26 protein-coding genes are annotated in these 26164 nt (G+C 67.4%); 11 read left to right on the forward strand and 15 right to left on the reverse strand.

Features of this window, described 5'->3' with window-relative positions; translation table 11 throughout:
- The first annotated feature begins 163 nt into the window (after window positions 1-163).
- Window positions 164-1312, forward strand: coding sequence for a glutamine-hydrolyzing carbamoyl-phosphate synthase small subunit (gene carA, locus BLT64_RS05005; RefSeq protein ID WP_011748452.1), 1149 nt, complete (start codon window positions 164-166; stop codon window positions 1310-1312).
- Window positions 1313-1399: 87 nt separating this feature from the next.
- The gene (locus BLT64_RS05010; protein ID WP_011748453.1) at window positions 1400-3496 is read left to right on the forward strand and encodes a glycosyltransferase family 2 protein; all 2097 of its coding nucleotides are present in this window, start codon (window positions 1400-1402) and stop codon (window positions 3494-3496) included.
- A 136-nt stretch (window positions 3497-3632) separates the two neighbouring features.
- Here BLT64_RS05010 and BLT64_RS05015 read toward each other — a convergent pair whose 3' ends face one another.
- Window positions 3633-6434 carry a [protein-PII] uridylyltransferase family protein gene (locus BLT64_RS05015; protein ID WP_011748454.1) on the reverse strand — a complete coding sequence of 934 codons (2802 nt, stop codon included), beginning with the start codon at window positions 6432-6434 and terminating at the stop codon, window positions 3633-3635.
- A 225-nt stretch (window positions 6435-6659) separates the two neighbouring features.
- Here BLT64_RS05015 and BLT64_RS05020 point away from each other — a divergent pair, with 225 nt between their 5' ends.
- The 3 genes from BLT64_RS05020 to ilvN all read left to right on the forward strand — a co-directional run bounded on the left by BLT64_RS05020 (window position 6660) and on the right by ilvN (window position 10000).
- A complete protein-coding gene (locus tag BLT64_RS05020) occupies window positions 6660-7505 on the forward strand; it encodes an arginyltransferase (RefSeq protein WP_011748455.1) in 846 nt (281 codons plus the stop codon).
- A gap of 165 nt (window positions 7506-7670) precedes the next feature.
- A complete protein-coding gene (locus tag BLT64_RS05025) occupies window positions 7671-9425 on the forward strand; it encodes an acetolactate synthase 3 large subunit (protein ID WP_074810381.1) in 1755 nt (584 codons plus the stop codon).
- Window positions 9426-9439: 14 nt separating this feature from the next.
- Window positions 9440-10000 carry an acetolactate synthase small subunit gene (gene ilvN / locus BLT64_RS05030; RefSeq protein WP_011748457.1) on the forward strand — a complete coding sequence of 187 codons (561 nt, stop codon included), beginning with the start codon at window positions 9440-9442 and terminating at the stop codon, window positions 9998-10000.
- 5 nt (window positions 10001-10005) lie between these two features.
- Here ilvN and BLT64_RS05035 read toward each other — a convergent pair whose 3' ends face one another.
- Window positions 10006-10347, reverse strand: a complete 342-nt coding sequence (locus BLT64_RS05035; RefSeq protein WP_011748458.1) for a hypothetical protein — start codon at window positions 10345-10347, stop codon at window positions 10006-10008.
- A 251-nt stretch (window positions 10348-10598) separates the two neighbouring features.
- Window positions 10599-11351: a M48 family metalloprotease gene (locus tag BLT64_RS05040; protein WP_041530244.1), complete on the reverse strand. Its 753-nt coding sequence runs from the start codon at window positions 11349-11351 to the stop codon at window positions 10599-10601.
- Window positions 11352-11474: 123 nt separating this feature from the next.
- On the opposite strand from BLT64_RS05040, the gene BLT64_RS05045 reads away from it, so the two are divergent.
- Window positions 11475-11726, forward strand: coding sequence for a DUF8831 family protein (locus tag BLT64_RS05045; protein ID WP_011748460.1), 252 nt, complete (start codon window positions 11475-11477; stop codon window positions 11724-11726).
- Here BLT64_RS05045 and BLT64_RS05050 read toward each other — a convergent pair.
- The gene (locus BLT64_RS05050) at window positions 11723-11971 is read right to left on the reverse strand and encodes a DUF167 domain-containing protein (RefSeq protein WP_011748461.1); all 249 of its coding nucleotides are present in this window, start codon (window positions 11969-11971) and stop codon (window positions 11723-11725) included. The two genes, BLT64_RS05045 and BLT64_RS05050, sit on opposite strands and share 4 nt — an antisense overlap.
- Before the next feature lie 105 nt (window positions 11972-12076).
- Here BLT64_RS05050 and BLT64_RS05055 point away from each other — a divergent pair, with 105 nt between their 5' ends.
- Window positions 12077-12643, forward strand: a complete 567-nt coding sequence (locus BLT64_RS05055) for a nitroreductase family protein (RefSeq protein WP_011748462.1) — start codon at window positions 12077-12079, stop codon at window positions 12641-12643.
- Complete coding sequence (locus tag BLT64_RS05060) at window positions 12643-13335, forward strand: EI24 domain-containing protein (protein ID WP_011748463.1); 693 nt, start codon at window positions 12643-12645, stop codon at window positions 13333-13335. Before BLT64_RS05055 ends, BLT64_RS05060 begins: the two co-directional genes overlap by 1 nt.
- Here BLT64_RS05060 and BLT64_RS05065 read toward each other — a convergent pair.
- Together BLT64_RS05065 and mce are read right to left on the reverse strand one after the other, a co-directional pair.
- Entirely contained in the window at window positions 13301-13561 is a 261-nt protein-coding gene (locus tag BLT64_RS05065) for a DUF1467 family protein (protein WP_011748464.1), read from the reverse strand. The two genes, BLT64_RS05060 and BLT64_RS05065, sit on opposite strands and share 35 nt — an antisense overlap.
- On the reverse strand, window positions 13561-13965 hold the full coding sequence (gene mce / locus BLT64_RS05070; protein ID WP_011748465.1) for a methylmalonyl-CoA epimerase: 405 nt from the start codon (window positions 13963-13965) through the stop codon (window positions 13561-13563). Before mce ends, BLT64_RS05065 begins: the two co-directional genes overlap by 1 nt.
- Window positions 13966-14101: 136 nt before the next feature.
- On the opposite strand from mce, the gene BLT64_RS05075 reads away from it, so the two are divergent.
- The gene (locus BLT64_RS05075) at window positions 14102-14830 is read left to right on the forward strand and encodes a response regulator (RefSeq protein WP_011748466.1); all 729 of its coding nucleotides are present in this window, start codon (window positions 14102-14104) and stop codon (window positions 14828-14830) included.
- A gap of 4 nt (window positions 14831-14834) precedes the next feature.
- Here the strand turns inward: BLT64_RS05075 and BLT64_RS05080 are convergent, their stop codons facing one another.
- The 9 genes from BLT64_RS05080 to BLT64_RS05120 form a co-directional block, all read right to left on the reverse strand.
- Window positions 14835-15575 (reverse strand): GNAT family N-acetyltransferase, encoded by a 741-nt coding sequence (locus tag BLT64_RS05080; protein WP_011748467.1) that lies wholly within the window; start codon window positions 15573-15575, stop codon window positions 14835-14837.
- 20 nt (window positions 15576-15595) lie between these two features.
- Window positions 15596-16777 carry a DUF1501 domain-containing protein gene (locus BLT64_RS05085; protein WP_011748468.1) on the reverse strand — a complete coding sequence of 394 codons (1182 nt, stop codon included), beginning with the start codon at window positions 16775-16777 and terminating at the stop codon, window positions 15596-15598.
- A 9-nt stretch (window positions 16778-16786) separates the two neighbouring features.
- Window positions 16787-18154 carry a DUF1800 domain-containing protein gene (locus tag BLT64_RS05090; RefSeq protein ID WP_011748469.1) on the reverse strand — a complete coding sequence of 456 codons (1368 nt, stop codon included), beginning with the start codon at window positions 18152-18154 and terminating at the stop codon, window positions 16787-16789.
- A 126-nt stretch (window positions 18155-18280) separates the two neighbouring features.
- Window positions 18281-20056 (reverse strand): aspartate--tRNA ligase, encoded by a 1776-nt coding sequence (gene aspS, locus BLT64_RS05095; protein ID WP_011748470.1) that lies wholly within the window; start codon window positions 20054-20056, stop codon window positions 18281-18283.
- Between the two features lie 60 nt (window positions 20057-20116).
- Window positions 20117-20773 carry a CPBP family glutamic-type intramembrane protease gene (locus BLT64_RS05100; RefSeq protein WP_011748471.1) on the reverse strand — a complete coding sequence of 219 codons (657 nt, stop codon included), beginning with the start codon at window positions 20771-20773 and terminating at the stop codon, window positions 20117-20119.
- The gene (locus BLT64_RS05105) at window positions 20749-21531 is read right to left on the reverse strand and encodes a glycoside hydrolase family 25 protein (protein WP_011748472.1); all 783 of its coding nucleotides are present in this window, start codon (window positions 21529-21531) and stop codon (window positions 20749-20751) included. Before BLT64_RS05105 ends, BLT64_RS05100 begins: the two co-directional genes overlap by 25 nt.
- A gap of 216 nt (window positions 21532-21747) precedes the next feature.
- Window positions 21748-22107, reverse strand: coding sequence for a hypothetical protein (locus BLT64_RS05110; protein ID WP_128492948.1), 360 nt, complete (start codon window positions 22105-22107; stop codon window positions 21748-21750).
- Between the two features lie 57 nt (window positions 22108-22164).
- Window positions 22165-23544: an FAD-binding oxidoreductase gene (locus tag BLT64_RS05115; RefSeq protein WP_011748474.1), complete on the reverse strand. Its 1380-nt coding sequence runs from the start codon at window positions 23542-23544 to the stop codon at window positions 22165-22167.
- 65 nt (window positions 23545-23609) lie between these two features.
- Window positions 23610-24578 carry a DUF808 domain-containing protein gene (locus BLT64_RS05120; protein ID WP_011748475.1) on the reverse strand — a complete coding sequence of 323 codons (969 nt, stop codon included), beginning with the start codon at window positions 24576-24578 and terminating at the stop codon, window positions 23610-23612.
- 155 nt (window positions 24579-24733) lie between these two features.
- Here BLT64_RS05120 and cobS point away from each other — a divergent pair, with 155 nt between their 5' ends.
- Together cobS and BLT64_RS05130 are read left to right on the forward strand one after the other, a co-directional pair.
- Window positions 24734-25708, forward strand: coding sequence for a cobaltochelatase subunit CobS (gene cobS, locus BLT64_RS05125; protein WP_011748476.1), 975 nt, complete (start codon window positions 24734-24736; stop codon window positions 25706-25708).
- Between the two features lie 26 nt (window positions 25709-25734).
- Entirely contained in the window at window positions 25735-26142 is a 408-nt protein-coding gene (locus BLT64_RS05130) for a hypothetical protein (protein ID WP_232290457.1), read from the forward strand.
- Window positions 26143-26164 lie beyond the last annotated feature (22 nt).

Consider the following 26164-nt stretch of genomic DNA (forward strand, 5'->3'; position numbering starts at 1 on the left):
CCTCGCTGAATGAATTGAGCCGGGTCGTGCCCGGCTTCGCCCCCGCCGTCAAGCCGTGCCCTCAACCCGGGCCGGGCTTCAAAGTTCCGCGCAAGGCCGGTTCCCGCCTTGACGCCCGCCCGCCCTTTACCTAGGTTCCCGCCGATTTACCCGGAGAGTGACGATGCCCCAGAAACCGACCGCATGTCTTGCGCTTGCCGACGGCACCGTGTTCCACGGCCAGGGCTTCGGCGCGGTCGGGGAAGTGGTGGCCGAACTGGTCTTCAACACCGCGATGACCGGCTATCAGGAGATCATGACCGATCCCTCCTATGCCAGCCAGATCGTGACCTTCACATTTCCCCATATCGGCAATACCGGCGTGACCGAGCAGGACGACGAGGCGCCCGAGCCCGTCGCCCCGGGCATCGTGGTGAAATGGGATCCGACCGAGCCCTCGAACTGGCGGGCCAGCGCCGATCTGGTCGACTGGATGGCCCGGCGCGGCCGCATCGGCATCGGCGGCGTCGACACCCGCCGCCTGACCCGCGCGATCCGCCAGCAGGGCTCGCCGCATGTCGTGCTGGCCCATGACCCCGAGGGGAATTTCGACATCGCCGCCATGGTCGCCAAGGCGCGCGACTGGCAGGGCATCGTCGGATTGGACCTCGCCAGGGAGGTCAGCTGCCGGCAAAGCTATCGCTGGGACGAGGGGCTGTGGTCCTGGCCCGGAACCTTTGGCCAGTCGGACGAGAAAAAGCCCTTCCGGGTCGTCGCCGTCGATTATGGCGCAAAGCGCAACATCCTGCGCTCGCTGGCGCAAAGCGGTGCCGAGGTGACGGTCCTGCCCGCCACCGCCACCGCCGAGGAGGTGCTGGCCCACGACCCCGAGGGCGTGTTCCTGTCGAACGGCCCGGGCGATCCGGCCGCGACCGGCGAATATGCCGTGCCGATGATCCGCGAACTGCTGGGCAAGGACCTGCCAATCTTCGGGATCTGCCTTGGCCATCAAATGCTTGCACTGGCGCTTGGCGCCAGCACGATCAAGATGAACCACGGCCATCACGGCGCCAACCACCCCGTCAAGGACGTGGAAACCGGCAAGGTCGAGATCACCTCGATGAACCACGGCTTCGCGGTGGATGCGCAGACCCTGCCCGAAGGCGTGATCGAGACCCATGTCAGTCTGTTCGACGGCTCGAATTGCGGGCTGCGGGTGGCCGACAGGCCGGTCTTCTCGGTGCAATATCACCCCGAGGCCAGCCCCGGCCCGCAGGACAGCGCCTATCTGTTCGACCGCTTTACCGAGGCGATGCGCAGCCGCCGCGGCTGATCGTTCCCGAAAAGGCCGCGATTAACCCGTTCTTAACCCTCTGGATGCCAGAGAGGGGGTCGGAATGACCCAGACCGGGAATCGCGCATGGCCCGCATCGTCCCTATCAGGCCCTTCGAAGGCATACCTGTCCTGGCGGCCCTGCCGGACCCCGCCGAGACGGTCGTGTCGGCCCGCGACCTGCGGCCGCTCGGCCAGATCCTGATCGAGGACGGCGCAGTCGACCCGCGCAACCTGTTCAAGGCGCTGGTCATGCGCCAGCGCCAGTCGGCACGGCTGGGCGAGATCCTGCTGGCGAACGGCTGGGTGCGGGAAGAGGCGCTGATCCGCGCCCTGTCCCGGCAATGGCGCGCCAGCGTGCTGGACCTGAAGGCGCTGCCGCCCGATCCGCGCCTGGTCGATGCGATGGGGGCGCAGCTTTGCCTGGCCGAGGGGGCGGTGCCCTGGCGGCGCGTCGGCGGCGTGACCTTCATCGCCACCGCCCGGCCAGAAGGATTCCAGGCGTTGCAGGACCGCCTGCCCCAGGATTTCGGCGCGGTGCGCATGTTGCTGTGTTCGGAAAACGCCGCGCGCGAGGCGATCCTGGCCCTGCGCCGCACCGCGCTGATCCGCCAGGCTGAAACCCGCGTTCCCGCCCATGAAAGCTGCCGCACCCGCAACGAGCGCCGCTTCGGCCGAATCGCAGTGATCCTGATCGCGGCAACGGTGCTGGGGTTGCTGCTGGCACCGATCGCGGTGATCGCCTTGCTGACGGGTTGGACGGTGCTGACGCTGATCGCCTCGGCCGCGTTGAAGCTGCTCTCCTTTGCCGCCATCCTGCGCCGACACCGCCGGGACCGCACCAAGGCCGAGGCCATGGCGCGCGATGCGATCCCGCCGCCCGAGATGACGGCACCGCTGCCGGTGATCTCGGTCATGGTGCCGCTGTTCGCCGAGGCCGATATCGCCGAAAAGCTGATCGGCCGGCTGTCGCGGCTGGACTACCCGCGCGAGTTGATGGACATCCTGATCGTGGTCGAGGAAACCGACAGCGTCACCTGCGCGGCGCTGGAGGACGCCCGTCTGCCCCGCTGGCTGCGGGTCGTGAAGGTGCCGGACGGGCCGGTGCGCACCAAGCCGCGGGCACTGAACTATGCGCTGAACTTCTGCCGCGGCTCGATCATCGGGGTCTGGGATGCCGAGGACCGGCCCGAGCCCGGCCAGTTGCTCAAGGTCGCACGCGGCTTTCATTTCGCGCCGCCCGAGGTGGTCTGCCTGCAAGGCGTGCTGGACTATTACAACCCGCGCACCAACTGGCTGGCGCGCGCCTTTACCATCGAATACGCCTCGTGGTTCCGTGGCACGCTGGCCGGGGCGGCGGCGCTGGATCTGGTGGTGCCGCTGGGGGGAACCACGCTGTTCTTCCGCCGCGAGGCACTGGAAGAGGTCGGCGCCTGGGACGCCTGGAACGTTACCGAGGATGCCGACCTGGGCGTGCGCCTGACCCGGCGCGGCTATCGCACGCGGATGCTGGACACCGTAACGCATGAAGAAGCGAATTGCCGCCTGATCCCCTGGGTCAAGCAGCGGTCGCGCTGGCTCAAGGGCTTTGCCATGACCTGGGGTGTGCATATGCGCGACCCGGTGGCGCTGTGGCGCGATCTGGGCGCACGGCGCTTCATCGGCTTGCAGGTGCAGCTTTTCGCCTCGGTCTCGCAATACCTGCTGGCGCCGGTACTGTGGAGCTTTTGGCTGCTCAGCCTCGGCCTGCCGCATCCGATGCGCGGGATGCTGTCGGGCATGCTGGGCGGCAATGCCATCGCCATCCTGTTCACGCTGTTCGTGGCCTCGGAACTGCTGAACATCGCCATCGGGCTTTGGGCGGTGCGCGGGCGGGGGCATCGCCACCTGCTGCCCTGGGTGCCGACGCTGCACCTGTATTTCCCGCTCGGCTGCCTGGCGGCCTGGAAGGCGATCTACGAGGTGGTGGCCAAGCCCTTCTACTGGGACAAGACGCAGCACGGCATCTTCGAGGCCGGCCAGGAAGAGGCGCCCGAGCCCGCACCCATCGCGCCGGGCAGGCTGATCCCGCTGCGCAAGGTGGCCGATCTGCACCCCTTGGCGCTGATTGCCGACCCGGCCATGCCTGCTCCGCGCTCGAAGCGCAACTGGGCTTTCCTGCGCGGCAAACGCCTGACCGCATGAGGTTTCATAGGCACTTCGGACAGCGCGAAAGCAAGCAGTTCATCGGCCCCCACGGCAATCGGCCGGGAAAGGCGGGAACCGGCCCGCATCGCCGGCGCCCACGCCGGGCAGGATCGCCCGGAGCGGCGCGATATTCCTATTCCGCCCGCACCTCGACCCCCGCCAGCACGCCGTCGATGACGGCGCCCGCCGTCGCGACGGTCTCGGCCAGCCGCTTGGCCAGATCCTCCAGCGAGGCCGTGCCGGTTTCGCGCAGCAGGAAGGCCTGCCCGCCCTTGCCCAGATTGTCCATGTCCAGCGGTTTTTCGGTCAGCAGCCGGCCGGCGCATTGCAGATTCCACAGGAAGCGCCGGGCCGAGGCCAGCCTCTCGCCATCCTCGCGCCCGATCAGCCCGGTCCGCGGCCCGGTGCGCAATTGCGCCTGCACCGCGCGCGCGGACGAGCCGGCACGCAGCGCGAAACATTGCGCCAGCAATTCGATGTCCTGCAACCGGCCGCGGCCGATCTTGGCCTCCCAGGCGCCATCGGGTGCCTTGGCGGCAAAGATGCGGGCGCGCATCCCGGCCAGGTCCGGCATGACCCGAGGGTCCGAGCCGCGGTTTTGCAACACATCGACACGCAGCGCCTCGACCTCGCCGGCCAGCGCCGCGGCATCGGTGCCGCAAGTGCCGATCACCCGGGCGCGGGTCAGGGCCAGGTGCTCCCAGGTCCAGGCCTCGGTCATCTGGTAGTCGCGAAAGCTCTGCACCGAGGTCGCCACCGGCCCCTGCCGCCCCGAAGGACGCAGCCGCATGTCCACCTCGTAAAGCCGCCCGGCCGAGGTCGGCGCCGACAGCGCCGTGATCATCGCCTGGGTCAGCCGCGCATAATAGGCCCGCGTCGCCAGGGGCTTCGACCCCTCGGACGCCTCTTGCCCGGCGGCGTCGTAAATGACGATGAGGTCCAGGTCGGACGAGGCATTGAGCTGTCGCGCGCCCAGCGAGCCCATGCCCAGCACCACCGCCCCCCGGCCCGGCGCCGGACCGTGCCTGCGGGCGAATTCCGCAGCGACCACCGGGAACAGCGCGGCGACCGCGGCATCGGCGACATCGGCATATTGCCCCCCTGCCTCCTCGGCACCGATCAGGCTGCGCAGGTGGTGGACGCCGATGCGGAACTGCCATTCATGCGCCCAGCGCCGTGCCGCATCCAGCGCCTGTTCATAGCCGCCATTGGGGCCCGTCAGCGCCGAATCCAGCAACTGGCCGATCTGACGGCGCAACTCGGCCATGCCCGGCCAGGCCGAGAAGAAGCTGCCGGCCAGCACCGCGTCCAGCACCTCGGCATGGCGCGCAAGATAGGCCGCAAGCCCAGGCGCGGTGCCGCAGATATCGACGATCAGTTCGATCAGTTGCGGATTGGCCTCGAAAAGCGAGAAAAGCTGCACCCCGGCGGGCAGCCCGGCCAGAAAGGCGTCGAACCGCGCCAGCGCCTCCTCGGCATGGGCGGCGGCGGTCAGGCGGGTCAGCAGATCGGGCTCGATCCGGGCAAAGACCTCGCGGCCGCGCGCCGAACGCAGGGCGGGATAGCTGCGCCAGCGTTCCACCATCGCCTCGGCCTCGGGGGAAAGCGTCGGCCGGGCGCGGCGCTCGCCGGGGGCGAAGAAATCGCCGGTCAGCGCCTCGACCCGGGCCAGGCGTGCGGCCAGGCGCTCCGACCAGGCGGCGGTATCGGCATCGCCCATCATCCGGGCGATGGTCTCGACCCCCTCAGCCGAGTTCGGCAACGTATGGGTCTGGGCGTCGTTCACCATCTGGATGCGATGCTCGATCTCGCGATGCTCGCGGTAATGCGCGGTCAGTTCGCGGGCCACGTCGGGCGGCACCCAGCCCTTTTCGGCCAACCGCGCCAGCCCCTCGACCGTGCCGCGCACGCGCAGGTCGGGGTCGCGGCCTCCGGCGATCAACTGGCGGGTCTGGGTGAAGAATTCGATCTCGCGGATGCCGCCCTGGCCCAGCTTCATGTTGTGACCCGGCACCTCGATGCGGCCGGAGAGACCCTTGTGCTCGCGGATGCGCAGCCGCATGTCATGCGCGTCCTGGATGGTGGCGAAATCCAGGTGGCGCCGCCAGACGAAGGGGCGCAGCTCGCGCAGGAAACGCGCGCCCGCCGCCAGATCGCCCGCGCAGGCGCGTGCCTTGATATAGGCGCTGCGTTCCCAGGTGCGGCCCTCGGCCTCGTAATAGGCCAGCGCCGCCGAGATCGAGATGCAGACCGGCGTCACCGCGGCATCGGGTCGCAGCCGCAGGTCGGTGCGGAAGACATAGCCCTGATCGGTATTGTCCGAGATCGTCGCCGCCGCCTTGCGGGTGGCGCGGATCAGGCTGGCACGGGCCTCGTACTGGTCGTCCGGGGCATAGGCGCTGTCGTCGTAAAGCACGATCAGGTCGATGTCCGAGGAATAGTTCAGCTCTCCCGCGCCCATCTTGCCCATGGCCAGCGCCACGATGCCGCCGGCCTCGGCCCCGGTCGGGGGCAGCTTGCCGCGCGCCTGCTCGGCCGCGACATGGGCACGCAGCGCCAGGTCGGTGGCGCGGTCGGCCAGGTCGGTCAGCGCGCCGGTCACCTGCTCCAGCGTCCAGACGCCGCCCAGATCGGCCAGCGCCGCCCACAGCGCCACCCGCCGCTTGGCGCGGCGCAGCGCGGGGCCAAGGGCATCGGCGGAAAGCGTCTCGAACCCCGCCGTCTCGTGCGCGACGACATCCTCATGCGCCAGCGCCTCGGGCAGCCAGTCGGCTTCGCGCTCGATCAGCCCGGCCAGATAGGGGCTGCACCCGGCGGCCCCCCGGATCAGGTCGCCCAAGCGGGGATCGGCGATCCCGGCCGCCTGCAGCGCGGAAAGGCCGCGGGCGGGATCGGCAGGAATGGGCAGGCGGGTGATGCGGGCGGCGAAATCCATGGCCGCAGCCTAGCCGCAGCCCGCGCCGCGTCAATGCCGCGCGGATGGACCGGAACGTTCAAATCTTACGGTTTTCCATGCTTGGCGGCAGGGACAACTATTGCTAGGCTCAGCCCCAGAGCAATTGACCCCAGACACGCCGCAGCCGAAACGCGCAGACATGAGAATGACCCGACCGCATGCGCCCGCAAGCATGCTGCACCCCAGAAGCCGGGGGTGCGGCTGATGCGGCACACCCTGCCTCATGCGCCGCAATTCTATGTGACGGCTCCGCAGCCCTGCCCTTACCTGCACGGGCGGGCCGAGCGCAAGCTGTTCACCGCGCTGGCAGGCGATTCGGCCAATGAACTGAACAACGCCCTGTCGCGCCAGGGCTTTCGCCGCTCGCAGAATGTGCTTTACCGGCCCAGCTGCGAAAGCTGCGTCGCCTGCATGTCGGCGCGCATCCGGGTCTCGGAGTTCGAGCCCTCGCGCACGCAGCGCCGGATCGCGCGCAGGAACGCGCATCTGCGCCGGCTCGCCACCAGCGCCTGGGCAACCGAAGAGCAATACGAGCTGTTCCGCGCCTATCTGGACGAGCGCCATGCCGACGGCGGCATGGCCGACATGGACATCTTCGAATTCGCCGCGATGATCGAGGAGACGCCGGTGCGCACCCGCGTCATCGAATATCGCGCGCATCAGGGCGACAGCAGCGAAATCCCGCCCCCGCCCGACAGCGACCAACTGGTCGCGGTCTGCCTGACCGACGTGCTGGATGACGGGCTGAGCCTGGTCTACAGCTTCTACGACCCGGCGCTGGAAGGCTTCAGCCTGGGCACGCACATCATCCTGGACCATATCGACCTGGCGCGCAGCGCCGGCCTGCCCTTCGTCTATCTGGGCTATTGGGTGCCGGGCAGCCGCAAGATGGACTACAAGGCGAAATTCTCGGCGCTGGAGATCTACAAGGGCGGCGTCTGGCAGCCGATCGGCGACCCGGCGCAGCACACATCCGACATCCACCCCCTATCCATCGACCCCATCGTCGAGCAGGTGGCGCGCATCAATCTGCCGTCGAATCGGAGATGATTACCGAAAAGCCGGCATACGGGTAAGAATATTTCAAGAATTTGCGACACCGGGTCATTTTCTTGGACAATCGCCATTGACCGCGCCGCGCCGCCCCCATAGTTTCCCGCGACGCAGCGGGGGCGGCTTCCCCGCCGTGTTTTTGTTCAGAGATGGAGAATGAGCATGTCCCGACAGATGACGGGTGCAAGGATGGTTATCGAAGCTCTGCGCGATCAGGGCGTCGATACGGTATTCGGCTATCCGGGCGGGGCGGTACTTCCCATTTATGACGAGATTTTCCAGCAGAACGACATCCGGCACATCCTGGTGCGCCACGAACAGGGCGCCGTCCACATGGCCGAGGGCTATGCCCGCTCGACCGGCAAGCCGGGGGTCGTCCTGGTCACCTCGGGACCTGGCGCGACCAATGCCGTCACCGGGCTGACCGATGCGCTGATGGATTCGATCCCCATCGTCGTGCTGACCGGGCAGGTTCCGACCTTCCTGATCGGCACCGACGGCTTCCAGGAGGCCGATACCATCGGCATCACCCGCCCCTGCACCAAGCATAACTGGCTGGTGAAAGAGACGGACGAGCTGGCGGCGACGATCCACAAGGCCTTCCACATCGCCACCTCGGGTCGTCCGGGGCCGGTGCTGATCGACATCCCGAAGGACGTGCAATTCGCCACCGGCGAATATGTCGGGCCGAAACAGATCGAGACGCCCAGCTACCAGCCGGTGAAGAAAGGCGACCTGGCGACCATCACCCGGCTGGTCGAGCTGATGGAAACCGCCAAGCGGCCGATCTTCTATACCGGCGGCGGGGTGATCAATTCCGGCCCCGGCGCCAGCCAGCTTCTGCGCGAACTGGCCGAGGCGACGGGATTCCCGGTCACATCGACGCTGATGGGGCTGGGCGCCTATCCGGCCTCGGGGTCGAAATGGATCGGCATGCTGGGCATGCATGGCCTTTACGAGGCCAACATGGCCATGCACGACTGCGACCTGATGATCGCGGTCGGCGCGCGCTTCGACGACCGCATCACCGGGCGGGTCGCGGATTTCAGCCCCGGCTCGGTCAAGGCGCAGATCGACATCGACCCCAGCTCGATCAACAAGGTGATCCATGTCGACCTGCCCATCGTCGGCGATGTCGGCCATGTGCTGGAGGACATGCTGAAGGTCTGGAAATCCCGCGGCCGCAAGACCGATACCGAGGGACTGCGGGCATGGTGGGCGCAGATCGAACAGTGGAAGGCGCGCAACTGCCTCGCCTATCGCAACTCGGACAAGGTCATCAAGCCGCAGCATGCCTTGCAGCGGCTGCAGGCGCTGACCGCGGGGCGCAGCCCCTATTTCACCACCGAGGTCGGCCAGCACCAGATGTGGGCGGCGCAGTTCCTGCATTTCGAGGATCCGAACCACTGGATGACCTCGGGCGGACTGGGCACGATGGGCTATGGCCTGCCCGCCTCGATCGGGGTGCAGGTCGCCCATCCCGAGGCGCTGGTCATCAACGTCGCCGGCGAGGCGTCCTGGCTGATGAACATGCAGGAAATGGCGACGGCGGTGCAGTTCCGCGCGCCGGTCAAGCAGTTCATCCTGAACAACGAACGCCTGGGCATGGTGCGGCAATGGCAGCAATTGCTGCATGGCGAGCGCTATAGCCAGAGCTGGTCGGAAAGCCTGCCCGATTTCGTGAAGCTGGCCGAAGCCTTCGGCTGCGGCGGGCGCACGGTTTCGGACCCGGCCGATCTGGACGCCGCGATCCAGGAGATGATCGACTATGACGGTCCGTTCATCCTGGACGTGCTGGTCGAGAAGCACGAGAACTGCTTCCCGATGATCCCCTCGGGCAAGCCGCATAACGAGATGCTGCTGGGCGAGGCCTCGACCGAAGGCGCCATCACCGGCGCCGGCGCGGCCTTGGTCTGATTTAGGAGAAGAACATGGCGGCACTGAACATCCAGAAGGGCGCATCCAGCCATTCGGCCTATGACCTGCGCGACCCGAATGCCCAGGTCATCGAAAGCCATACGCTCGCGGTGCTGGTCGAGAACGAGCCGGGCGTGCTGGCGCGCGTCATCGGCCTGTTTTCCGGGCGCGGCTACAACATCGACAGTCTGACCGTGGCCGAGGTGGACCATCTTGGTCACCGTTCGCGCATCACCATCGTGACTCGCGGCACGCCCGCGGTGATCGAACAGATCAAGGCGCAGCTCGGCCGCATCGTCCCGGTGCACGAGGTCCACGACCTGACCGTCGAAGGCCCCAGCGTCGAGCGCGAGCTGGGCCTGTTCAAGGTCACGAGCAAGGGCGACAAGCGGGTCGAGGCGCTGCGGATCGCCGAGATCTTTCGCGCCAGCGTGGTCGATTCGACGTTGGAAAGCTTCGTCTTCGAAATCACCGGCACGCCCGAGAAACTGGACGCATTCGCCGATCTGATGCGCCCCCTGGGGCTGTCGGACCAGGCCCGCACCGGCGTCGCCGCGCTGGCGCGCGGCGCCTGAACGAATCAGCGGGCGGCCGCCAGTTTCAGCGGCCGCTCCAGCATCTCGCCTTCGGGGTTCGAGATCACCCGCAGCAAGGGGCGGGTCTGGTCGGGCTTCTCGCCCATCTCCCGCAGCAGGCCGGGCAGTTCCGAACGCTGGTTGCCCGCGACAAGGCAGACGAAGCGGGCATGACGCAAGCCAGCCTGCACTTCGAATTCAAGTTCGACCAGATCGCCCGCCTCGGGCCATTCGGTCGTGACGACAAGGTTCTCCTTGCCCTGAAGATAGGCCAGCGCGCCGTGATCCTCGCACCAGATCACAGCTTTTTCCTTGGCCGGACTGCTCCATAAAATAACCCCGATCATGAAAGCTCCTAAAGCAAAGCCGCCCGGACAATAATGGACGCAATCCAACCCTTGCGGGAAATTATCGGCAATTTCTCGCCTATGAAAGCAAATTTTGGCGGAACCGTTCAGTTTGAGCCCGGATTTGCAGGCAAATTGCACATTTACACCGGATTGGCCATCGAAATTCCCTGAGAATTACGGCTTTCCGTGACAAATCATGGATCTGGCGCAAGCAAGGACGCGATGCAGCAATGCAACAGCACCCGGCGTCATCGCACCCGGCCCGCCCGGTAATCGGCCACCGCGCGCGCCACCTGTCCCATGCGGGCGCTTCGGGACGGGTGCGTGCCCAGAATTTTGTCACCCGGATCGGGGATGCGGGCAAAAAACAGCGCACCGTGTTCGGGATCGAAACCGGCATTCAGCGTGATGATCGCCCCCAGGTAATCCGCTTCGAGTTCCCAATCCTTGGAATAATAGCGGGCACCCATCTGGGCACCGAAATCCTGCGCGGTGCGAATCGCCTCGGGATCGCCGCCATAGGCGCTGGCCAGCCCGCCCAGGATCACCGCACCCACGGTCGCGGCGCCGGTCTTGCGGTTGATATGGCCCAGGATGTGATGGCTCGCCTCATGTCCGACGACGAAGGCCAGTTCGTCGGCATTCCGCGCCTCGCCGATCAGCGAAAGGGTGAACCCGATGATCGGCCGGCCGCTGGGATCGACGGTCTGGAAGGCGTTCGGCTCCAATCCCGCTCGGTCATCGACGACGAACTGGAAGTCACAATTGATCGGCTGGGTGCGGCGTTGCAGGCATTCACGCTCGACCGCCGGTTCCATGCGGCTGACCACCGCGATGAAGGTGCGGGCCGAGGCCGAGGCGTTCGCCGGCGTATCCGGCGCCGGCGTGATGGTGACATCCGGCCCACCGGGCTGCGGCACCCCCGGCTGCGGAACGGGCGCGGCGACACAGCCCGCCAGCACCAGCACGATCGCCGCCACCGCCTGCCATGTCCTGACCATCTGCCGCCCCCGCATATCCCTGGTTCGCGCCACTTTAGCCGGGCCTTTCATCCCGCGCCAAGCCCCGGGCTTGCCCTGGCCGCAATATCACGCGATTGTTGCAAAAAGCACGGAAGGATCGCCATGTTCACCATCGAGCATGATTTCGACGCGACCGTCATCACCCTGATCGACGAACTCCCCGAGGCCGAGGCGGGCTCGCGGCCGCTGAACGAGGATGTCGTGATCCAGAGTTTCGAGGATCGCGTAGTGGTCGAGCAATTCGACCCCGACACCGGCGAGCTGGCGCAGATCGTCCTGACCATCGAGCAGCTGGAGGAATTGCGCGCCGCGCTGAACCTGCCCGAAGGCAATTACCGGCTGCAGCGCGGCTAGTCGATGCGGAACAGCTTGTCGCGGGCGGTGGCGCCGCGCACCAGCACCAGCCGCGACTTGGCGACGCCCAGCGCCTTGGCCAGCAGCTTGACCACGGCGGCATTGGCCTTGCCGTCCTCGGGCACCGTGGTCACGGTGACGCGGATCGCCTCGCCGTCCAGGATCACCGCATTGCGCGAGGCGCGCGGCGTGACGCGCACGGCGATTTCGGCGCCGGGCCGGGCAAGATGGCTCAGGTCGGTCATGCCCCTTTGAAGCCGCGCGCGGCAAAAAAGGCAATGCCGGCTGGCATAGGCCGGCCCGCACCGCTATCTGGAAGGCAGGACACGCGCGAACCCGACGAGGACCGAATGGAACATGCCGATCCCGCCACCCTTGCCTTCCTGCGCCGCCGCCGCTCGCATCCGCCGAAGCTGCTGACCGGCCCCGCCCCCTCGCGCGAGGCGCTGGCGGACCTGCTGGAACTGGCCGCCCGCGTGCCCGACCATGGCAAGCTGGAGCCCTGGCGCTTCGTGGTGCTGGGGCGCGATGCGCTGGACCGGCTGGCCCCGGTGCTGGCCGAGCATGTCCTGGCCAGGAGCGGGGACGAGGCCGCGGCGGAAAAAGCGCGCTCGGCCTTTGGCTCGCCGGTGATCGTGGCGGTGGTCTCGGCCCCCGTCGCAAGCCCGAAGGTGCCGGAATGGGAACAGTTCCTGTCGGCCGGGGCGGTCTGTCTGGAACTGGTGAACGCGGCGCTGGCGGCAGGCTATGGCGCGGCCTGGCTGACCGGCCCCGCGGCCGAGCCGGAATTCGCCCGCCCGCATCTGGGCATCGGCGAGGGCGAGCGCATCGTGGGGTTGGTCCATATTGGCCAGCGCGGCCCGACCCCGCCCGAGCGTCCGCGGCCGGATGTTGCGGCCAAGACCACCTTCCTGTGATGGTGCTACGCGCGGTGATCCTCGCTTGGGGAGACCTGCTGCGGCCGCGTATCTTCGGCGTGGTCGCGCTTGGCGTGGCGCTGACGCTGGTGCTGTTCGTGGCGCTGCAAGCCGGCGCCTTCTGGGCGATCCGCGCCTTTGCGCCCGAGACGCTGACCCTGCCCTGGATCGGCCCCGTGCCGCTGGCACCCGCGCTGTCCTGGAGCTCGCTGCTGCTCTTTCCGCTGATGAGCATCTTCCTGATGATCCCGGTCGCGGCCAGCTTTTCGGGACTGTTCGCCGAGCGCGTCTCGGATGCGGTCGAAGAGGTGCACTATCCCGCCCGCAAGGGCCTGCCGGTCGATTTCTGGGACGGGCTCTGGGAATCGCTGGCCGTGATGGGCGCGGTCATCCTGGTGACGCTGGTGCTGACGCCCTTCCTGGGCCCGCTGGCCTCGGTGCTGTTCTATGGCGGCAACGGCTGGCTTCTGGGGCGCGAGTTCTTCCAGATGGCGGCCCGGCGCCACCTGCACGAACCGCAGGCGACCGCGCTGCGCCGCAGCCTGACGACGCAAGCCACGGCGCTGGGGGTGCTGATCGCGCTGCTGCTGACCGTGCCGGTGCTGAACGTGGTCATTCCGGTGCTGGCGGCGGCGGGGTTCACCCACCTTTTCCATATCAGCGCGTCCAGGCCTCAAGGTCTGCGCGGGTGATGACGCCGGCGACGATGACATAGGCGATCACGCCCCAGATCAGCGCAGCGATCAGCGTCGCCCACAGCACCTTCTTCTTCAGCTTCGGCTCATGCGGCGCACCGGCGGGCGTGCCGGGCGTGACCTGCCCGACATCGGCCTGGCTTTGCTGGCCGATCGGCAGCAGCACGAACAGCACCAGAAACCACAGCACGGCATAAAGGACGATGCCTCCGGTCAGGCTCATCAGACCTGCTCCAGCTCGATCAGGCAGCCGTTGAAGTCCTTGGGATGCAGGAACAGCACCGGCTTGCCATGCGCCCCGATCTTGGGCTCGCCATTGCCCAGCACGCGCGCACCCTCGGCCTTCAGCTTGTCGCGGGCGGCCAGGATATCCTCGACCTCGAAGCACATGTGATGGATGCCGCCCGAGGGATTCTTTTCCAGGAACCCCTTGATCGGGCTTGCGTCGCCCAGCGGATAGAGCAGTTCGATCTTGGTGTTCGGCAGTTCGATGAAGACGACGGTGACGCCGTGGTCGGGCTCGTCCTGCGGCGCACCGACCTTGGCGCCAAGGCTGTTTTCATATTGCGCGGCCGCGGCCTTCAGGTCGGGCACGGCGATGGCGACATGGTTCAGGCGTCCGATCATCACTTCCTCCGTCGTTTGCGCCCTTCTAGGGCGACAAGGCGGCGGGGGGAAGGAAAAGAAAGCGCCGTTAACCGCTTCTTAGGGGAATCGCGCGATCCTTGGGGCAGATGGAGATTCCCAGTTAGGATTTTACGAGATGGAACAGGAAAGGATCGGTGCGGACGCATTCCCCACCTGGCGGGTCACCCTGCCCAACCGGCCCCTGACCGGCCTGACGGTGCTGGTGATCGAGGATTCGCGCGTCGCCAGCGAGGCGGTGCGCCTGCTCTGCCTGCGCTCGGGCGCACGCATCCGCCGGGCCGACAGCATCCGCGCGGCCCTGCGGCATCTGCAGACCTATCGCCCGGGCGCGGTGATGGTGGATATGGGCCTGCCAGACGGCGACGGCGCCGACATGATCGCCACCATCGCCAAGGCGATGCCGCGGGTGCCGGTGATCCTGGGCATCTCGGGCGATCCGGCCAATCGCGACGCGGCGCTGAGGGCGGGGGCCGACGGCTTCCTGGCAAAGCCCATCGAAAGCCTGGCGCTGTTTCAAGAGGCGATCCTGGCGGTCCTGCCGCCCGAGGCGCGGCCCCGGGGGTTGCGTGCGCTGCCCGACGACATGATCACCGCCGATCCCGAGGCGCTGCGCGACGATCTGGCGCATGTCGCCGATGTGCTGGCGCAGGCCGACGACACCGGCGCTATCGACTATATCGCGCGCTTCCTGGCCGGGGTGGCACGCTCGGCGCATGACCGAATGCTGGAGGATGCGGCGACAACGCTGGCGCAGGACCATGCCGACGGCCGGGCGCTGGCCATGGACGTGGCCCGGATCAGCGGGCTGGTGCAGGACCGGCTGGCGGCGGTCCGCAGTTCGTGACGGTTCAGGCCACCGTCAACGCCGACAGGCTTTGCCGCTGGCGCCCCTGGGCATCGAAATTCCCGGGCGCGAGCCATGCGCGGTGCGCCGCGGCAAGGCGGGGCCAGTCGCGGTCGATGATGGCATACCAGGCCGTGTCGCGGTTGCGGCCCTTGTAGATCATGTGCTGGCGAAAGATGCCCTCGAAGGCGAAGCCATAGCGCAGCGCGGCCCGGCGCGAGGGGGCGTTCAGCGCGTCGCATTTCCACTCGACGCGGCGATAGCCCGCATCGAAGGCCCAGCCGATCATCAGCGAGATCGCCTCGGTCGCCGCGGGGGTGCGCTGCATCGGGGGTGCGATCTCGATATGGCCGATCTCGATCACGCCGTTGGCGGGGTCGATGCGCATGAACGAGGCCAGGCCGCCCACCTTGCCGGTCGCACGGTCGCGCAGGGCATAGAAGCAGGGGTCGGATTTCGCGGCCATCTCTGCCTGCCAGCCGCGATAGGCCGGCAGATCGGCAAAGGGGCCATAGCCCAGGTAGTCCCAGACCCAGTCCTGCCCCTGATTGGCCGCGAACAGATCCTCGGCATGACGATCCGGGTCCAGCCGCTCCAGCAGCACATGCCGGCCCTCGATCAGATCGGGCCCGGGTGCCGGGGGCGGGGTGAAGCCGACAACGACAGGGCCGGTGGGGCGGTCCTGCGCGGCCGGGGAATCGATGGCGACGGAGGGGCCGGGGCTGGCCGGGGAATCCTCGGGCATGGGCGGAACTCCGATGGGGCTCAGGCCAGCATTGCCGGATCTCCGCCAAGGTCAAGCCCGGGAAAGATCGTGCGCTCCAGCCTGTCCTGCCCGATCCCGAACAGCCCGTGCATGGCCCAGGCGGCATAAGCGCGAATATCGCGCACGGGCATCAGGTCGCGACCGGCGTAAAGCTGGCCCTCGCCCAGTCCCGGCCAGTCGCCGAAAGCGCGGCCACCCCGGATCGCGCCGCCGGCCATCAGCAGCGCCCCTCCGGTGCCGTGATCGGTGCCGCCCGAGCCGTTCTCGCGCACGGTGCGGCCAAATTCGGTCATGGCCAGCACGGCGGTTCGGCCCCAGTTCGGCCCCAGCCCCTCGCGCAGCTTCAGGATCGCCGCCGCCAGCCGATCCAGCCCCCGGCCAAGGACGGCATGCTGGTTGGCATGGCTGTCCCAGCCGGGGATCGAAAAGGCGGCGATGCGGCTTTCGGCATTCAGCCGGCTGGCCGCAAAGGCCGCCAGCGCCTCGGCATCGGCGGTCGGCCCCGGGTTCCGGCCGATATCCGTGGTCTCGCCGCTGATCTGCACCGCATCCTGCGCCGCGGCGCGGAACAGCGGATCGTCGTGGTAGACATGCTCCAGAAGCATCTGCGCCTGCGGCGACAGCTTCAACGAGGCGCGCGGCGCCCAGCTGAGATGCGCAGCCTTGCCGGCCAGGATCCTCATCTGCTCGACGCCGACGGCATAGGCGGTCTCGGCCGCGGCGCCGGGCGTAGCTTGCAACAGCCGGTTCAGCCAGCCGCCCACCCGCCAATCCACCGGCAAGTCGTTGCCGGTCCCGGCCTCCAGCAGATCCTGGCCGTCGAAATGGCTGCGCTTGTCGCGATAGGGGGTCGAGACGGCATGGGCGAAGGCCAACTCGCCCCTCTGCCACAGCGGCAGAAGCAGTTCGAGCCGCGGATGCAGCGCATAGAAGCCGTCGAGGTCCAGCGCACCGCCTTCCGGCCCCACCGAAAGGCTGCGACGCAGCTTGCCCAGCATCGGGTCGCCATAGGGCTGAATCGCGTCGAGCCCGTCCATGGCACCGCGCAGGATGATGACGACAAGCCGGTTCTCACCCGGAAGCGCGGCGAAGGTCATCGAGTTCATCAGCGGGTGCGCCGCGGCCGAACAGCCGATCAGCGCAGCCCCTTTCAGAAACAGGCGTCGGTCCAGTTTCGGCATCCGTCCCTCCTATCGCCGGTTGAAATCGCCCGAGGCGAGGATCAGCGCCACGCCCTCGGCCGCGCTTTCCGCCTTGGGCACGGCCCAGGCGAGTTCCGCCGATTGCGTGCTGCCGAAGGCCGAGACCAGCATCCCGCGCGGGTCGGGCAGTTCGTCCAGCAGCAGGCGCGGGATGCGCAGCGACCAGTTGATGCGCGCGGCCAGGGTCTGGGGCGCGATCCAGGCATCGGCACCTTCCGGCCAGCCATCCGGCCCCTTGGGCCGGCCCCAGGGCTGGCCCATGGCCTCGACCGGCCCCCAGGCGGCGCGGCGAAACTCGGGCAGTTCCAGCCGCGCGATCCGTTCGCCGCGAATACCCAGAGCCCTCAGCCCGGCCACGCAGAAATCGAAAGGCTGGCGCACCTTCTGCCGCAGGCCCGAGGCCAGGTCGGGATGGCTGGCCATCACGCGATAGACCTGCGGCAGGTCGCCGCCGCTGTCGCGCCAGATGGCCGCCATGGACCCGACCAGATCCTCGGAAGGGTCGTCCGAGACGAAATGCACCGCCAGCTTGCGCGACAGGTGCCGAGCCGTCTCGGGCCGGCGCGCGATGTCGCGAAAGGCGGCACGGATGTCGTCGAGCCCGCCGCGCCGACCCCCGCCATAGGCCTGGCCCAGCACGGTTTCCGCCCCCGGCTCGGCCCAGGCGCGCTTGAAGGCGAACCCCTCCTGATGGGAAAAGCTCAGCCCGGTCAGCAGTTCGGCCAGTTCGCGCACGTCCTTCTGATCATAGCCGGCTCCCACACCCAGCGAATGCAGTTCCAGAGCCTCGCGGGCGAGGTTCTCGTTCAGCCCCAGATGACGCTGGGGCCGGCGCCGGGCAAAAGGCGAGTTCGGCCCCCGGCTGGAGGTCTGGTCCAGATAGACCAGCATCATCGGATGGGTATCGGCGGCCAGAAACATATCCTCGAAACGGCCATTCACATGCGGGCGGATCGCCTCGTCCACGAAGGCCATCGCCAAGGCGTTGTTCACCTTGTTGATCGCGCGGACGGTGAAATGATCGCTCCAGAACTGCACCAGCCTCTCGCCGAAGCCGATCGGATCGTCCAGGGCGCGGATCACCCGGCGGCGCAGGTCCTCGAGCGGCAGGGTGCCAAGCAGCCGGCCGGCCTCCTGCGCCTCGGGCGGTTCGGGCCGATCCTCGCGCAGGGCCTGCAGACCCAGGCGGAACCGGGTCGCGATCTCGCGGGCCGTGTCGGTGGTCACCGCCTCGGGGCCCGGACCGGCATTGGCGGCTCCGGCCAGCACCGCCTCGACATCGGCGGGCGGCGGCATCAGCGGCGACAGGCCAAAGCCCAGACGGATCGCCGCCAATTCGGGAAACCCAAAGCTCATGCAATCATCCTTGCAGGGGAAATCGCCCCATGCGCAAGGTTATGGCACGGCCCCGACCCAAGGTCAGATCACGCTTTCCTCAGCATGCGGCGCCGCGGCAAGACCCTGCCGATGCGCCGCAATGGGTCACTCGCGCGGCAGAACGCGCAGGCGCAATTCGCGCAGCTGCTCGTTGGTCGGCTCGCTGGGGGCGCCCATCATCAGGTCCTCGGCGCGCTGGTTCATCGGGAACATGATGACCTCGCGGATATTCACCTCGTCGGCCAGCAGCATGACGATGCGGTCGATGCCCGCCGCACAGCCGCCATGCGGGGGCGCGCCATAGCGGAACGCCTTGACCATGCCGCCGAACCGCTTTTCCACCTCGTCCCGGCCATAGCCGGCCAATTCGAAGGCGCGGAACATGATTTCGGGGCGGTGGTTTCGGATCGCGCCCGAAACCAGCTCGTAGCCGTTGCAGGCCAAGTCGTATTGATAGCCCATGACCGCCAGCGGATCGCCCTCTAGCGCATCGAGTCCGCCCTGCGGCATCGAGAAGGGGTTGTGGCTGAAGTCGATCCGGCCGTCCTCGCCCTTCTCATACATCGGGAAATCGACGATCCAGGCGAATTTGAACTGGTTCTCGTCGATCAGGCCAAGCTCGCGGCCGATCTCGTTGCGGGCGCGGCCGGCGACGGCTTCGAATGTCTCGGGCTTGCCGCCCAGGAAGAAGGCTGCGTCCCCTTCGCCCAGGCCAAGCTGGGTGCGGATCGCCTCGGTCTTTTCGGGGCCAAGCGCCTTGGCGATGGGACCGGCGGCCTCGGTCGTGCCATCCTCGGCCTTGCGCCAGAAGATATAGCCCATGCCGGGCAGGCCCTGGCCTTGCGCGAAGGCGTTCATGCGGTCGGCGAACTTGCGCGAGCCGCCGCCCGGCGCCGGGATGGCGCGGACCTCGGTGCCGTCCTGCTCCAGCAATTTTGCGAAGATCGCGAAGCCCGAGCCGCGGAAATGATCCGAAACCACCTGCATTTCGATGGGGTTGCGCAGATCGGGCTTGTCCGAGCCGTATTTCAGCATCGCCTCGGCATAGGGGATGCGCGGCCAGTCCGTATCGACCCGGCGACCGCCGCCGAATTCCTCGAACAGCCCCTGGATTACCGGCTGAATGGCGCGGAACACATCCTCCTGCTCGACGAAGGACATCTCCAGGTCAAGCTGGTAGAAATCGGTGGGCGAGCGGTCGGCGCGCGGGTCCTCGTCGCGGAAGCAGGGCGCGATCTGGAAATACTTGTCGAAGCCCGCGACCATGATCAGCTGCTTGAACTGCTGCGGCGCCTGCGGCAGGGCATAGAACTTGCCCGGATGCAGGCGCGAGGGCACCAGGAAGTCGCGCGCCCCTTCGGGCGAGCTGGCGGTGATGATCGGGGTCTGGAACTCGGTGAAGCCCTGGTCCCACATCGCATCGCGCAGCCATTTCACCACGCGCGAGCGCAGCATGATGTTGTTGTGCAGGCTTTCGCGGCGCAGGTCGAGGAAGCGATAGGTCAGCCGCGTCTCCTCGGGATAGTCCTGGTCGCCGAAGACCGGCAGCGGCAGGTCGTCCGCGGCGCCCAGAACCTCCATCGCGGTGGCATAGACCTCGATCTCGCCGGTGGGCAGCTTGGGATTGACCAGGCTCGGGTCGCGCAGCTTGACCCGGCCGTCGATGCGGATCACCGTCTCGGCACGCAGCTTTTCCAGCGCCGCGAAGGCGAGCGAGTCGCTGTCGGCGATCACCTGGGTGATGCCGTAATGGTCGCGCAGGTCGATGAACAGCACCCCGCCATGGTCCCGGACCCGGTGGACCCAACCGGACAGGCGGATTTCGGACCCGGCGGCAGCGGCGGTCAGTTCGCCGCAGGTATGGCTGCGATAGGCGCTCATCGTTTTTCCCCTTGCGTATCGGCCCCGCATGAACCGCGCCGCGCGGGCGAAGTCAAGCAATCAGAACGGCCGCACCACGTTGCCGGTGTAGAAATAGGCGCCCATGCCGACCGCGAAGAGCACATTGCCCGCCACCGCATGCAGGACCCAGGCCGAGGGAAAGCCGCGCTCCAGATAGGCGCGGGCAAAGAACCAGCCGCCGACGAAGGTCAGGATCGCCACCACCCAAGACCAATACATCAGGTGGGCAAAGGAAAACACCGCCGCGTTCAGCGCGATCGCCGCCCGCCCCGCCGGCAGAAGCACGGCGTAGCGGTGAAAGAACAGCGGCCGAAAGATCAGCTCCTGCGGCAAGGCCGAGAGGATCGGATAGAACACCCAGATCACCGGCAGGAATTCGGGCCGGTGCCGCACGATCTGGAAGATCGAGTTCGGGCTGCTGAGCGACAGGATCGCCAGCCCCGACAGCAGGGTGGCCAGCGCGATGGCCACGATCTCGCGCCAGGGCAGCCGGCTCCAGCCGCGCACCAGGCTGTGCCAGTGAAAGCCGCCGGTGCGCCACAAGAGTCCCAGCCCGGCAAGGCTGAACACCGCCAGCGCCTCGAACAGCATATGGCCGGGCAGGAACAGCGCGATAACCAGCGGCGCCCCGGCATAGAGCGCCGCGAACTCGGCCCAGAGCAGGCCGCGGCTTACTGTAGGCGCTGGTTCAGCCATACCCGCCACTGCGCCGGCGAGCCGGCAAAGACGTTCAGGTCCACGTTGCCCTTGATCCCGGGAACGATGCCGGTGCCGGTATATTGCCAGAAGCTGTAGCGCTGGCCGGGATAGACGATGCGCGGATGGCCGGCGACCGAGCGCAGCCAGAACTCCTCGGGCCAGGAACCCAGGTTGTTGTCGCGATAGAAGTCCACCGTGGTGTAGATGATCGGGCGCTGGCCGTAATGCCGGTGCAGGATGTCCTTGAATATCTTGGCCTCGCGCAGCACCTCATGGCTTGGCGGACGATGCGGGCAGGTCTTGGAGGCTGTCCATTCCAGGTCCAGGACCGGCGGCATCGCACCGCGTTCCCGGGGCACGTTGGCGATGAACCAGGCCGCCTGCTCCGAACCCGAGCGGCAGAAGTAGAAGTAGTGATAGGCGCCGCGCGGAATGCGGGCCTGCGCCGCCTCGCGCCAGTAGCGGCGGAAGTTCGGGTCGGAATGGTCGCCGCCCTCGGTCGCCTTGATGAAGGCGAAGCTGATGCCCGAGCTGCGCACGCGGTTCCAGTCGATGTCGCCCTGCCAGCGCGAGATGTCGATGCCATGCACCGGATGGTCATAGGGATGCCCGCCCACCCACGGATGCGGCGCGCTGTCGCCGAATTGCGGGCCGCGGCCCTGCCCCGCCATCACTGCCGGCCCGCTGGAGGGCCCCCCGCACGAGGCCAGCACAACCAGCGCCAGCACCGCCATAATCTTGCCCAGGAATGTCATCTCTGCCCTCTGCCCGCACCTTTCGGCGCCTTTGCCCCCGCGCCTGTGTTCGGCGCCTGTCCGTCCTTATCGCAAAGCTGCGACGCTCTGTCACGATGGCGTGACAGTCACGAGTTTGTCAGCGCCGGACTCTCGACGCTGCGCCGGGTGCGGGGCGACAGGGATCGGGGGCCTTGAGCCCTTTTTGCGGGCAGACGCCACCCCATGCCCGGCGGATCATCGAGCCGTGATTTCGCCAGGAACCGCAATTTCGGCAAGGTCCGGGTAAAGCTCGATCAACTCGGGCATGAGCGTATCGTCGCTGAGAGGTGTGATGAACAACTGCCCGTCATCCATGCTTGCCAGCGCAAGATATGTCAGCTCGAACGTCTCGCCGTTTCCCTTGAAGGTCCGGCTATAAGGAAGCAGGGCATAATCGCGGCCCGCGGATGTTTTTCCGAACCGGGCTACATCAAGGTCGCTGGGCAAGCCGATCTGATCGCGTGGCTGCGCGTTGACCGGAGACAGCAGAACCAGCATGGCCAGAATTGCTGCGACCTTTCCCGTGTTCTGAAAAAGGGCTGAAACCCGTTTCATTTTTCATTTCCGATTGGCGATGGCGAAAGCCATATCATCGCCATTTCCGCCGCTGCTTCAGTCCGCCTCGGGCACCAGCTTGCCGGGGTTCAGCACGCCCTCGGGGTCCAGCGCCCGCTTGACCGCCGCCATCACGCCGATGGCCGCACCGTGCTGGGCGGGCATCAGGGGCTTCTTGCCGATGCCCACGCCATGCTCGCCGGTAATGGTGCCGCCCACCGCGATCGCACGCTCCGCCATGCGCAGCGCCACGCGCTTGGCGGCGGCAAGCTCGGCCTCGTCGCCGGGCATCACCAGGATCTGGGCGTGGAAGTTGCCGTCGCCGACATGGCCGACGATGGGGCCCAGCAGGCCCTCGGTGCGGATGTCCTCGGCCGCCGCGGCCACTGCGGCGGGCAGGTGCGACATCGGCACGCAGACATCCGTCACCACCGCCGTCGCCCCCGGCCGCAGGGCCAGGCACGAGCGATAGGCGTTGTGCCGCATCTTCCACAGCGCCGCACGCGCCTCGGGCGTGGTTGCCCAGTCGAAGCCGGTGCCGCCGAACTCGCCCGCCAGCGCGCCGAAGCTTTCGGCATCGCCCTTGACCGAGGCGGGCGCGCCGTGGAACTCGACCATCAGGTGCGGGCCCTCGTGCATCTGCGTGCCCGAGGCATGGTTGAAGGCGCGCACCACATCGGCGTCGATGAACTCGATCCGTGCCATGGGGATGCCCGACTGGATCGTCGCGGTGACGCATTCCACCGCCTGCTCCAGCGTCGGAAAGCCGCAGACGGCCGAGGCGACCTCCTCGGGCTGGCCGTGCAGGCGCAGCGTCAGTTCGGTGATGATGCCCAGCGTGCCCTCGGAGCCGACGAACAGCGCCGTCAGATCATAGCCGGCGCTGGATTTCGCCGCCCGCGTGCCGGTGCGGATCACCTGCCCGTCGGCCAGCACCACCTCCAGCGCCAACACGTTGTCGCGCATGGTGCCGTAGCGGACGGCCGTGGTCCCCGAGGCGCGCGTCGCCGCCATGCCGCCCAGCGACGCATTGGCGCCGGGATCGACCGGGAAGAACAGCCCGGTCGCGCGCAATTCGGTATTCAGCGCCTCGCGCGTGCAGCCGGGCTGGACGCTGACCTGCATGTCCTCGGCCCGGATCTCCAGCACGCGGTCCATCTTCGTCAGGTCGATCACCAGCCCGCCCTGCGGCGCCAGCGCCTGCCCCTCCAGCGAGGTGCCGGTGCCCCAGCCGATCATCGGCACGCGATGCGCGTGGCAGATGGCGGCAATGCGCGAGACCTCGTCGGTCGAGACGGGCCAGGCCACGGCATCGGGCGGCGGCGCGCGGTGAAAGGTCTCGGACTGGGCGTGCAGCTCGCGGTCGGCGCCGCTGGTGGAAAGGCGCGCGCCCAGAAGCGCGGCAAGCGCGTCGAGCGCCGGGGCGGGAATCGGCATGGGGGACCTCCTGCTGCTGTCACGGCAGTTGATAGTCCCGGCGCCGGTGCAAGGGCAAGCCGGGCTCAGGCCCTTGCGCCCAGCGCGCCCTTGACCGCCTCGATGGCGGGGGTGACGGCGTAATGCGCGACCGGGATCAGGATCATGCCCCAGATCACCCCGAAGATGCCGTCGAAGAAGGCGGTGGTGACCCAGGCCGCAAGCCCCGGCGCGGCGGGCAAGGCATGGGCCGCCGCTTCGGCCACGCCATGTATCCATTCATAGGGCTGGTGCTGGCCCAGCTCGTGCAGCCCGTGGATGACGATCTGGCCGCCGACCCAGATCATCGCCGCGGTGCCGACGACGGTCAGCGCCTTCATGAAACCCGGCATGACATGCACGATGCCGCGCCCCAGCCACGCCAGGGGTCCGCCGCGTTCGTGCAGGTGCAGGCCGAAATCGTCGGCCTTCACGATCAGCGCGACGAAGCCGTAGACCGCGACGGTGATGCCCACCGCCACCACGGCCAGGATCAGCGCCTTCATCCAGATCGCGTCGCCGTTCGGGATCGTGGCCAGGGCGATGGTCATGATCTCGGCCGAGAGGATGAAATCGGTCTTGATCGCGCCGCGCACCCGTTCCTCTTCCAGCCCGGCGGCGCCTTCCTCGGTGACCTTCAGATGCGGCTCGTTCACCTTGTGGTGGCTGAGCGCGTGCACGAGCTTCTCGGCCCCCTCGAAGCACAGGTAGGACCCGCCAAGCATCAGCAGGGGCGTGATCGCCCAGGGTGCAAAGGCCGACAGGATCAGCGCGACGGGCAGCAGGATCACCAGCTTGTTGTAAAGCGAGCCGCGCGCGATCTTCATCACGATCGGCACCTCGCGCGCGGCGGAAAAGCCGTGGACGTATTTCGGCGTCACCGCCGCGTCGTCGATCACCGCGCCGGCGGCCTTGGCGCCCGCCTTGGCCGCCTGCCCCGCCACATCGTCGACCGAAGCCGCCGCGATCTTGGCGATCCCCGCCACGTCGTCCAGCAGCGCCAGCAATCCGCTCATGCCCGTTTCCCGTCCCCAAGGTTCCGACGCGCCACCTTACGGGGCGCCCCATGCTTGCGCAATTCGCAGCCGCGGCAATGGTTCCGCGCCCCGGCCCGGCTTGCACCCGCGCGGGGAATCATTCATCAAGCATGGGACAATCGAAAGGGCCGCCCATGCTGGATCAGAACGCGAAACCGACCGAAGAGATCGACCTGCGCGAGGTCTTTGGTCTAGACAGCGACATGAAGGTCAAGGGCTTTGCCGAACGCTCGGACCGCGTGCCCGACATCGATTCGACCTACAAGTTCGACCCCGACACCACATTGGCGATCCTGGCGGGCTTTGCCTATAACCGCCGGGTGATGATCCAGGGCTATCACGGCACCGGGAAATCGACGCATATCGAGCAGGTGGCGGCACGGCTGAACTGGCCCTGCGTGCGGGTGAACCTGGACAGCCACGTCTCGCGCATCGACCTGATCGGCAAGGACGCGATCAAGCTGGTGGACGGCAAGCAGGTCACGGTGTTCCACGAGGGCATCCTGCCCTGGGCGCTGCGCAACCCGACCGCCATCGTCTTCGACGAATACGACGCCGGCCGCGCCGACGTGATGTTCGTGATCCAGCGCGTGCTGGAGGCGGACGGCAAGCTGACGCTTCTGGACCAGAACGAGGTCATCACGCCGAACCCCTATTTCCGCCTGTTCGCCACCGCGAACACGGTGGGCCTGGGCGACACGACCGGCCTTTACCACGGCACGCAGCAGATCAACCAGGGCCAGATGGACCGCTGGTCGCTGGTCTCGACGCTGAACTACCTGAGCCACGACGCCGAGGCTGCCATCGTGCTGGCCAAGAACCCGACCTACAACACCGAGAAGGGCCGCAAGATCATCAACCAGATGGTGACGCTGGCCGACCTGACGCGGACCGCCTTCATGCAGGGCGACCTGTCGACGGTGATGAGTCCGCGCACGGTGATCGCCTGGGCGCAGAACGCCCGCATCTTCGGCGACAACGTGGGCTATGCGTTCCGGCTGACCTTCCTGAACAAATGCGACGAGTTGGAACGGCAGACCGTGGCCGAATTCTATCAGCGCCTGTTCGACGAGGAACTGCCGGAAAGCGCGGCGGTCAAGGCGGGGTGATGCGGGGGGCGGTCAGCATTTGCGCAATGGCCATTGCTCTGCCGGCGATGGCCGCGGCCCTGACCGCAGACATGCCGAACGAGGATAAGGCTGCAACGCTGATACCCCTCTCGGCCGACCCGAAAGCTGACGACGCAGCCTATGTGCAGACTCGTTGCCGGGACTTCGTGCAAGCTACAATTGCGGTCGGGATGGTTCTGCGCAGCAATCCGGTGACCGGGCGCGACGAAAAGCGCGGGGATTCCGTTCGTTGGGCTCTGGAGGTCGATACGGTCAAGAGTTTCCCGCTGGCCTCGCCGATGAAGGAGACCAGCTTTACGAAAGCCTATCTTGACGCGTTCGGTGGCTTCGAAATTCACCAACCCCAACCCACGGCGACAATCTACGCACAAGACAAAACCTTCTGCGCACCGCTGCTGAGGTTTTACGAATGACGGAAGAGCAACCTCGCTACGC

The sequence above is a fragment of the Paracoccus denitrificans genome (assembly GCF_900100045.1).
Lineage (GTDB): Bacteria > Pseudomonadota > Alphaproteobacteria > Rhodobacterales > Rhodobacteraceae > Paracoccus > Paracoccus denitrificans.

What these genes read in the sequence shown, in the direction of transcription:
- carA (WP_011748452.1), top strand. Translation starts at nt 164, where the DNA reads ATGCCCCAGAAACCGACCGCATGTCTTGCGCTTGCCGACGGCACCGTG.
- BLT64_RS05010 (WP_011748453.1), top strand. Translation starts at nt 1,400, where the DNA reads ATGGCCCGCATCGTCCCTATCAGGCCCTTCGAAGGCATACCTGTCCTG.
- BLT64_RS05015 (WP_011748454.1), bottom strand. Translation starts at nt 6,434, where the DNA reads ATGGATTTCGCCGCCCGCATCACCCGCCTGCCCATTCCTGCCGATCCC.
- BLT64_RS05020 (WP_011748455.1), top strand. Translation starts at nt 6,660, where the DNA reads ATGCGGCACACCCTGCCTCATGCGCCGCAATTCTATGTGACGGCTCCG.
- BLT64_RS05025 (WP_074810381.1), top strand. Translation starts at nt 7,671, where the DNA reads ATGTCCCGACAGATGACGGGTGCAAGGATGGTTATCGAAGCTCTGCGC.
- ilvN (WP_011748457.1), top strand. Translation starts at nt 9,440, where the DNA reads ATGGCGGCACTGAACATCCAGAAGGGCGCATCCAGCCATTCGGCCTAT.
- BLT64_RS05035 (WP_011748458.1), bottom strand. Translation starts at nt 10,347, where the DNA reads ATGATCGGGGTTATTTTATGGAGCAGTCCGGCCAAGGAAAAAGCTGTG.
- BLT64_RS05040 (WP_041530244.1), bottom strand. Translation starts at nt 11,351, where the DNA reads ATGGTCAGGACATGGCAGGCGGTGGCGGCGATCGTGCTGGTGCTGGCG.
- BLT64_RS05045 (WP_011748460.1), top strand. Translation starts at nt 11,475, where the DNA reads ATGTTCACCATCGAGCATGATTTCGACGCGACCGTCATCACCCTGATC.
- BLT64_RS05050 (WP_011748461.1), bottom strand. Translation starts at nt 11,971, where the DNA reads ATGACCGACCTGAGCCATCTTGCCCGGCCCGGCGCCGAAATCGCCGTG.
- BLT64_RS05055 (WP_011748462.1), top strand. Translation starts at nt 12,077, where the DNA reads ATGGAACATGCCGATCCCGCCACCCTTGCCTTCCTGCGCCGCCGCCGC.
- BLT64_RS05060 (WP_011748463.1), top strand. Translation starts at nt 12,643, where the DNA reads ATGGTGCTACGCGCGGTGATCCTCGCTTGGGGAGACCTGCTGCGGCCG.
- BLT64_RS05065 (WP_011748464.1), bottom strand. Translation starts at nt 13,561, where the DNA reads ATGAGCCTGACCGGAGGCATCGTCCTTTATGCCGTGCTGTGGTTTCTG.
- mce (WP_011748465.1), bottom strand. Translation starts at nt 13,965, where the DNA reads ATGATCGGACGCCTGAACCATGTCGCCATCGCCGTGCCCGACCTGAAG.
- BLT64_RS05075 (WP_011748466.1), top strand. Translation starts at nt 14,102, where the DNA reads ATGGAACAGGAAAGGATCGGTGCGGACGCATTCCCCACCTGGCGGGTC.
- BLT64_RS05080 (WP_011748467.1), bottom strand. Translation starts at nt 15,575, where the DNA reads ATGCCCGAGGATTCCCCGGCCAGCCCCGGCCCCTCCGTCGCCATCGAT.
- BLT64_RS05085 (WP_011748468.1), bottom strand. Translation starts at nt 16,777, where the DNA reads ATGCCGAAACTGGACCGACGCCTGTTTCTGAAAGGGGCTGCGCTGATC.
- BLT64_RS05090 (WP_011748469.1), bottom strand. Translation starts at nt 18,154, where the DNA reads ATGAGCTTTGGGTTTCCCGAATTGGCGGCGATCCGTCTGGGCTTTGGC.
- aspS (WP_011748470.1), bottom strand. Translation starts at nt 20,056, where the DNA reads ATGAGCGCCTATCGCAGCCATACCTGCGGCGAACTGACCGCCGCTGCC.
- BLT64_RS05100 (WP_011748471.1), bottom strand. Translation starts at nt 20,773, where the DNA reads ATGGCTGAACCAGCGCCTACAGTAAGCCGCGGCCTGCTCTGGGCCGAG.
- BLT64_RS05105 (WP_011748472.1), bottom strand. Translation starts at nt 21,531, where the DNA reads ATGACATTCCTGGGCAAGATTATGGCGGTGCTGGCGCTGGTTGTGCTG.
- BLT64_RS05110 (WP_128492948.1), bottom strand. Translation starts at nt 22,107, where the DNA reads ATGAAACGGGTTTCAGCCCTTTTTCAGAACACGGGAAAGGTCGCAGCA.
- BLT64_RS05115 (WP_011748474.1), bottom strand. Translation starts at nt 23,544, where the DNA reads ATGCCGATTCCCGCCCCGGCGCTCGACGCGCTTGCCGCGCTTCTGGGC.
- BLT64_RS05120 (WP_011748475.1), bottom strand. Translation starts at nt 24,578, where the DNA reads ATGAGCGGATTGCTGGCGCTGCTGGACGACGTGGCGGGGATCGCCAAG.
- cobS (WP_011748476.1), top strand. Translation starts at nt 24,734, where the DNA reads ATGCTGGATCAGAACGCGAAACCGACCGAAGAGATCGACCTGCGCGAG.
- BLT64_RS05130 (WP_232290457.1), top strand. Translation starts at nt 25,735, where the DNA reads ATGGCCATTGCTCTGCCGGCGATGGCCGCGGCCCTGACCGCAGACATG.